Genomic DNA, 6,466 nt, shown 5'->3' with positions numbered 1-6,466 from the left:
GCGAGGCGGGGGCCAGCACGGTGCCGCCGTTGACCGGCAGGGTCGAACGCGGTTCCCAGCGCACCACCATGCCGCCGCCGTCACCCGCGGCGTGGTAGCCGGCGACCACGACGACGGTGTTCGAGGCGAGCCGGCGGGTCTCCAGCCGCAGCAGCGCGGCGACGGTGGCGACACCGGTGGGGACGTTGCCGTCCTCGTGCCGATCGTCGGCGGACGAGGACGCCGACGACGCGGCGGCGGCCGTACCCGTGCCGGCGGCGGCCAGGAGCAGACCGCCCAGGCCGCCCGCGGCGAGCAGCCGGCGACGGGAGGACGCGGCGGCAGGGGCGGGAGCCCGCGTCGGAACGGCGGTGGAAGTTTCGGGGGACGTGCTCATCGGGACCTCGGCCTTCGGCGGCAGGGGGGTGAGGATGCTTCCCGTGACACGTGCCGATGCGGCGTTCCCAACCGGTGGGAATCGCGCGGCGGATGGCTTGGGGTGGGTCGCCTCGGCCCGCTGACGGACCGTCGACCCCAGGGCCGCGAACCGGGCACGATTCGTGGCAGCGAACGTGCGGGCCCTGATGAGTCAAGGAACCTAGACCGGCTCGACGATCCCGGTCAAGAGCCCGTGGCGGATTTTCGTGGTCCGTGATCGGAGGAACACGATGGGGTCGAGTCGGGTCGTCCCGTCTCGACCCCATCGGGTGCGATTGTCCACCGACGTGTTTCAGCCGGCGTCGATCTCGCCCTCGGCGCCCTCCGTGCTGCCCAACTCGCGGCTGACCCGCAACGCGCCGGCCCGGACCTGGCGGCCCAGTTCCTGGAATCGCCAGCCGGGCAGATCCAACTTGAGCCCGGTGATGCTGATCGCCCCCACGCACAGCTCCCGGTGGTCGCGGACCGGACTGCCGATACAGAAGATCCCGTCCGCGTCCTCCTCGTCGTCCAACGCGTAGCCGGTCTGCCGGATGTCGCGCAGGTGCGCGAGCAGGGTCGCGGTGTCGGTGATCGTGTGCGACGTGCGCCGGGGCAGCCCCGAGCGCTCGATCACCGCGCGCGCCTCGGCCTCCGGCAGCGCGGACAGGATGGCCTTGCCCAGTCCGGTGCAGTGCGGCAGCTCGCGCACGCCCATCCGCAGATCCAGGCGCACCCGCTGCTCTATCCCGACCTGGTCGACGACCACCGCGAGCCCGCCCTCGGGCACCGCGAAGCGCGCGGCCATGCCGGTCTCCCTGGTCAGTTCGGCCAGCACCGGTCGGGCCACGTCGCGCAGCGACACCTGCGACTGGGCCCGATCACCGAGCCGGGCCAGGCCCATCCCGAGCCGGTAGCGCCGGTTCATCCCTTCTCCGTCGTCCGAGACGAGGCCGTAGCCGCGCAGGGTCTGGAGCAGTCCGAAGGTGGCGCTCTTGGAGATCCCGCAGGCCTGACCGACCTCGGTGACGCTCATGCCGTCCCCCGGACCACGTGTGGAGAGCACTTCGAGGATGTCCGCGGCCCGGGCGACGGACTTCACCCAGTACTTCGACTCCTCGACATTCTCGTTAACGCTGTTCGACATAGCAGAACACATTACCGGTCCGGACCCCTTGACTGCTTTGTACATCCAAATGTAAAGTCTGGGACTGTTCGGTCCTGCCGAACAGTGTTCAGAAAACACGGTGTAGAGACAAGTGCAACAACCTGCGACGCGTGCCGAAGGCGGATGGCGCCGGCGATCCACGGCCTGGCAGGGCCGCGGATCCGAACGGTCACGAACGACGCAAGGAGCCCACCGATGAGTGTCGGCACAGCCGCCACCGACTCCCTTCCCGCCCGAGCCTTTCGGGTCATTCCGGGCGGGGTGAACAGCGGTCAGCGCCGGATCCCGGGTCTGACCGAGCTGGTCGTCACCAAGACCGGCGGCGCGACCTTCACCGACGCCGAGGGTCGGGTCTTCACCGACTACCACTCCGCGTTCGGCCCGCCGCTGCTCGGCCACAACGACCCGGACGTGCAGCGCGCGGTGAACGAGGCGGCGAGCCGCCTGGACCTGACCGGCGTGGCCGTCACCGAGGGCGAGGTCACCCTCGCCGAGACCCTGGTCGACCTGGTGCCCTCGGTCGAGAAGGTGCTGCTCACCAGCACCGGCAGCGAGGCCACCTTCCACGCGCTGCGGGTCGCCCGCGCGGTCACCGGCCGCCGACTGATCGTCAAGTTCCAGGGCTGCTACCACGGTTGGCACGACTCGGTCAGCCTGAACGTGATCTCCTCGCCCGAGGCGGTCGGTGCCCACGACCCGATCTCCACCGGCATCCTGCCCGAGGTGCTCGAAGCCACCCTGGTCCTGCCGTTCAACGACCCGGCCGCGGTGCGCGCCGCGTTCGCCGAGCACGGCCGGGAGATCGCCGCGGTGATCCTGGAGCCGATCCCGCACAACGTCGGCTGCCTGCTGCCCGAGGCCGAGTTCCTCACCACGCTGCGCGAACAGTGCACCGCACACGGCTCGGTGCTGGTCTTCGACGAGGTGATCACCGGCTTCAGGCACGACCTCGGCGGCTACCAGAAGATCACCGGCATCACACCCGACCTCACCACGTTCGGCAAGGCCATCGCCAACGGCGCCCCGGTCGGCGCGCTCGGCGGCCGGGCCGACCTGATGGACCAGTTCAGCACCCTCCCGGGCGCTCCCGCGTTCTTCGCCGGCACCTACAACGGCCACCCGTGGGTGGTCGCCGCCGCCCTGGAGACGCTGCGCAAGCTGCGCGAGGAACCGGTGCACGAGCACGTGTTCCGGCTCGGCGACCGGGTCCGCACCGGCCTGAGCGAGATGTACACCCGGCTGGGCGTCCCGGCGGTGGTCACCGGCTACGGCTCGGTGTTCGTCACCTACTTCATGTCCGGCGGTGTCCCGCGCACCTACGACGACCTGCTCGCCAACGACGCCGGTCTGTTCATCGGCTACCGCCGTCGACTCCTGGAGCACGGCGTGTTCGAGCTACCGCTCAACCTCAAGCGCAGTCACATCTCGTACGCGCACACCGACGCGGACGTCGACCACCTGATCGCCGCGACCGAACTGGCCGTGCAGGACGCGATCAAGGACGGCGGGATCGGCGAGTTGGCCGGCACGTCCACGATGGGCGGCGCGATCGAGGGGACGGTCCGCTGATGTTGGTCGTCGACCGCACCCGACCCACCGGCCCGGCCGGCCGGATCACCCACGTCGAGACGCTGCTCCTGGGCACCGCGTGGCGCGACTTCGGCTACGTCCGGGTCCACACCGACCAGGGCCTGTCCGGCGTCGGCGAGATCACCCACCCGTACCGGGTCGCCGAGACCGCCGCGCTGGCCCAGGCGTTGGCGAACCGGCATCTGATCGGCGCCGACCCGTTCGACACCGAGGAGTTGTGGCTTCGGCTCTACCAGGGCGACTTCCTGCGCGGTGGCGACATCGGCGGCATCGCGCTGTCCGGCTTCGACCAGGCCATGCACGACCTGATGGGCAAGGCGCTCGGCGTCCCGGTCTACCGCCTCACCGGCGGCGCCTGCCGGGACCGGGTCCGGGTCTACGCGAACGGCTGGTACAACGGCGAGCGCGAGCCCGACGTGTTCGCGGCCAAGGCCAAGGAGACCGTGGCCAAGGGCTACTCGGCGCTCAAGTTCGACCCGTTCGGGGCCGGTCTGCACGAGCTCTCCCGGGCCGAACTGCGGCAGTCCATCGAGCTGGTCGGCGCGGTCCGCGAGGCGATCGGGCCGGACGTGGACCTGTTCATCGAGGGCCACGCCAGGTTCGCGATGACCACCGCCTCGGCGCTGCTGCGCGCCTTGGAGCCGTTCGACATCGGCTGGTTGGAGGAGCCGATGCCGTGGACGCACATCGAGCGCTACGCGGAACTGCGCGCCCGCGCGCCGTTCCCGATCTCCGGCGGCGAGCACTTCCACAACCGCTACGAGTACAAGCAGTTGTTCGCCACCAACGCGGTGGACATCATCCAGCCGGACCTGTCCATGGCCGGTGGCCTCACCGAGGTGCGCAAGCTGGCCGCGATCGCCGACACGCACGGCATCATGGTCGCCCCGCACAACTCCAACTCGCCGCTGTGCACCACGGTTTCCGTGCACGCCTCGCTCGGGATCACCAACTTCAAGATCCTGGAGACGTTCGACGGGCTGTTGGAGCCGTACGTCTTCGACGCGGTGCGCGGCACGTTGCCGGTGACTGCCGACGGGCACGTGGAGATCCCGACCGCGCCGGGCTTCGGCGTCGAGTTGGACGACGACGTGTTCGCCGAGCACCCGCCCACCCACCGGTTCTGGAACATGTTCTCGGACGGCTGGGAGAAGAGGAACCGCACGTGAGCTCCCAGCGATCCGGCATCGTCGACGTGCACTCCCATCTGTTCCGCCAGTGTTGCGACTTCGACGACGCGTTCCGGGCCGAGTCGGCCCGCGCGCACGACGGCGAGGTCGACCTGACGGTGCGCTGGGCCGACTACGCGGCGTCCAGTCCGGCCGACACCCGGACCGTCGTGGTCGGCGGCAAGGCCCGGCGCAGCGGCCTGTGGGTCGAGGACAAGGCGGTCGCCGAATACGTGGCCGGCCAACCGGATCGCCTGATCGGCTATCTGTCGATCGACCCGACACAGCCCGGGTGGCAGGACGAACTGCGCTTCGGGCACCAGGAGTTGGGCCTGCGCGGGATCAAGCTGATGCCGATGTACGCGGGTTTCGACCCGGGTGATCCGCAGTACGACCCGCTGTTCGCCTACGCCGAGGCCAACGGACTGCCGATCCTGGTGCACACCGGGACCACGTTCGTCTCGGCCGCGCCGATCGCCTACGCGCAGCCCCGGTTGCTGGACCCGGTCGCGATCCGCCATCCCGAGTTGCGGATGGTGCTCGCGCATCTGGGCCACCCGTTCGAGGGCGAGTGCATCGCGGTGATCCGCAAGCACCCACACCTGTACGCGGACGTCAGCGCGCTGCACTACCGCCCGTTCCAGCTCTGGCACAGCCTGCGGCTGGCCCAGGACTACGGCGTGCTGCACAAGCTGCTGTTCGGCAGCGACTACCCGTTCACCACGGTGGACGCGTCGGTGGCGGGCCTGCGTGCGGTGGCCGCCGTACCCGGGATTCCCGGGTTGCCGCCGCTGGATCGGGACGCGATCGAAGAGCTGATCTTCCGCGACGCGTTGCCGCTGCTGGGGTTGTCGTGACCGGCACTGCGGCGCCCGGCGGGCCGGGCCTGCCGCCGGCCGGTGGGCCCGGCGCGAACTTCGCGCTGACCGATCGCACGGCCCTGGTCACCGGCGCCGCCGGCGGCCTGGGCCGGGCGTTCGCGGTCGCCCTGGCCGCGGCGGGCGCCGACGTCGTGCTCACCGATCGGCCGGGCGTGGATCTCACCGAGACGAGCGCCCTGGTCGAGGCCACCGGTCGGACCGCCCGGATCCGGCCGTTCGACCTGGCCGACACGGCCGCCTTGGCCGGCTACGTGGACGAGCTGCGGGCCGACGTCGGGCCGCTGCACATCCTGGTCAACAACGCGGGCACGGCCGCCCTGGAGCGGTTCAACGAGGTCACCGTGGCGAGTTGGCGCCGGGTGCTCGCGGTCAACCTGGACGCGGTCTTCTTCCTGTCCCAGCGGGTCGCCGAGCACATGATCGCGGACCGCGTGCCGGGCCGGATCATCGCGGTGACCTCGAAGAACGCCCACGTGGCCGAGGCCGGTCTGGCCCACTACAACGCCTCCAAGGCGGGAGTGGACCTGCTGGTGCAGAGCCTGGCGGTGGAACTGGCCCCGCACGGCATCACCGTCAACGCGGTGGCCCCGGGGATGGTCGTCACCCCCATCGACGGCGAATTCCCGCTCGATCGCGAGCCGTTCGAGGCCGCCTACCGCGAACGCATCCCGCTGGGCCGGTACGCCGACCCGGACGAGTGCGCGGGCGCCGTGGTCTTCCTCGCCTCGCCCGCCGCGTCCTATGTGACCGGCACCCGGATCGTCGTGGACGGCGGGGTGCTCGCCGATCAGTTGCCCCGGATGCGCTACATGCCGCCGTATCGCAACTCGCTCTGATTCACCGGGGCGTGCGGGTCGCTCTCCTGTGCGAGCGACCCGCGCGCCCCGAATACCCCCTTCGTGCACGGATCGAGAAAGTGAGCGGGACCCCCATGTCCTCACTCGGTTCTTCCCCTTCGTCGTCCCGCCGCCGGTTGTTGGCCGCGGGTGGCTTGGGCGGGCTGCTGCTCGCCGGCACGGCGGCCGCGGGCACGGCCTCGGCCTCCCCCGACGACGATCGCGACGGCGGGCGCCGCGAACTCTCGGTCGGCGTACCGACGATCGCCGCGCTGCTGGACCTGGAAACCCGCCGGCTGCCCGCCGACACGATGGTCCTGGTGGCCGGCTACCACGCGGCCGGTGACGGCGGCGGCATGGTGGTGCGCTGGGACCCGCGCTCGAAGCTGCCCGCCAACGGCGGCACCGTGCACGCGCTCGGCTCCT

At 70.9% G+C, this 6,466-nt stretch carries 5 protein-coding genes and 2 pseudogenes; 5 read left to right on the top strand and 2 right to left on the bottom strand.

The window, feature by feature from the left end; all coding sequences use genetic code 11:
- Together ABZ374_RS47700 and ABZ374_RS47695 are read right to left on the bottom strand one after the other, a co-directional pair.
- A pseudogene (locus ABZ374_RS47700) lies at nucleotides 1–376 on the bottom strand (hypothetical protein); the annotation flags it as partial.
- Between the two features lie 333 nt (nucleotides 377–709).
- Nucleotides 710–1,543 carry an IclR family transcriptional regulator gene (locus tag ABZ374_RS47695; protein WP_360324871.1) on the bottom strand — a complete coding sequence of 278 codons (834 nt, stop codon included), beginning with the start codon at nucleotides 1,541–1,543 and terminating at the stop codon, nucleotides 710–712.
- Nucleotides 1,544–1,759: 216 nt separating this feature from the next.
- Between ABZ374_RS47695 and ABZ374_RS47690 the strand changes: the two genes are divergently transcribed.
- From ABZ374_RS47690 to ABZ374_RS47670, 5 genes and pseudogenes are all read left to right on the top strand, one after another.
- Nucleotides 1,760–3,133, top strand: coding sequence for an aspartate aminotransferase family protein (locus ABZ374_RS47690; RefSeq protein ID WP_360324869.1), 1,374 nt, complete (start codon nucleotides 1,760–1,762; stop codon nucleotides 3,131–3,133).
- Nucleotides 3,133–4,323: a mandelate racemase/muconate lactonizing enzyme family protein gene (locus ABZ374_RS47685; protein ID WP_360324867.1), complete on the top strand. Its 1,191-nt coding sequence runs from the start codon at nucleotides 3,133–3,135 to the stop codon at nucleotides 4,321–4,323. The genes ABZ374_RS47690 and ABZ374_RS47685 overlap by 1 nt, the downstream gene beginning before the upstream one ends.
- Entirely contained in the window at nucleotides 4,320–5,180 is an 861-nt protein-coding gene (locus ABZ374_RS47680; protein WP_360324865.1) for an amidohydrolase family protein, read from the top strand. The genes ABZ374_RS47685 and ABZ374_RS47680 overlap by 4 nt, the downstream gene beginning before the upstream one ends.
- Before the next feature lie 29 nt (nucleotides 5,181–5,209).
- Nucleotides 5,210–6,040 (top strand): SDR family oxidoreductase, encoded by an 831-nt coding sequence (locus tag ABZ374_RS47675; protein ID WP_360324873.1) that lies wholly within the window; start codon nucleotides 5,210–5,212, stop codon nucleotides 6,038–6,040.
- A gap of 80 nt (nucleotides 6,041–6,120) precedes the next feature.
- Nucleotides 6,121–6,466: pseudogene (locus ABZ374_RS47670) on the top strand (hypothetical protein); the annotation flags it as partial.

Origin of the sequence: Embleya sp. NPDC005971 (genome assembly GCF_040629175.1) — a bacterium.
Lineage (GTDB): Bacteria > Actinomycetota > Actinomycetes > Streptomycetales > Streptomycetaceae > Embleya.
The sequence above is the reverse complement of the archived record's forward strand: the minus strand, read 5'-3'. Positions and strand labels throughout refer to the sequence as shown.

What these genes read in the sequence shown, in the direction of transcription:
- ABZ374_RS47690 (WP_360324869.1), top strand. Translation starts at nt 1,760, where the DNA reads ATGAGTGTCGGCACAGCCGCCACCGACTCCCTTCCCGCCCGAGCCTTT.
- ABZ374_RS47695 (WP_360324871.1), bottom strand. Translation starts at nt 1,543, where the DNA reads ATGTCGAACAGCGTTAACGAGAATGTCGAGGAGTCGAAGTACTGGGTG.
- ABZ374_RS47685 (WP_360324867.1), top strand. Translation starts at nt 3,133, where the DNA reads ATGTTGGTCGTCGACCGCACCCGACCCACCGGCCCGGCCGGCCGGATC.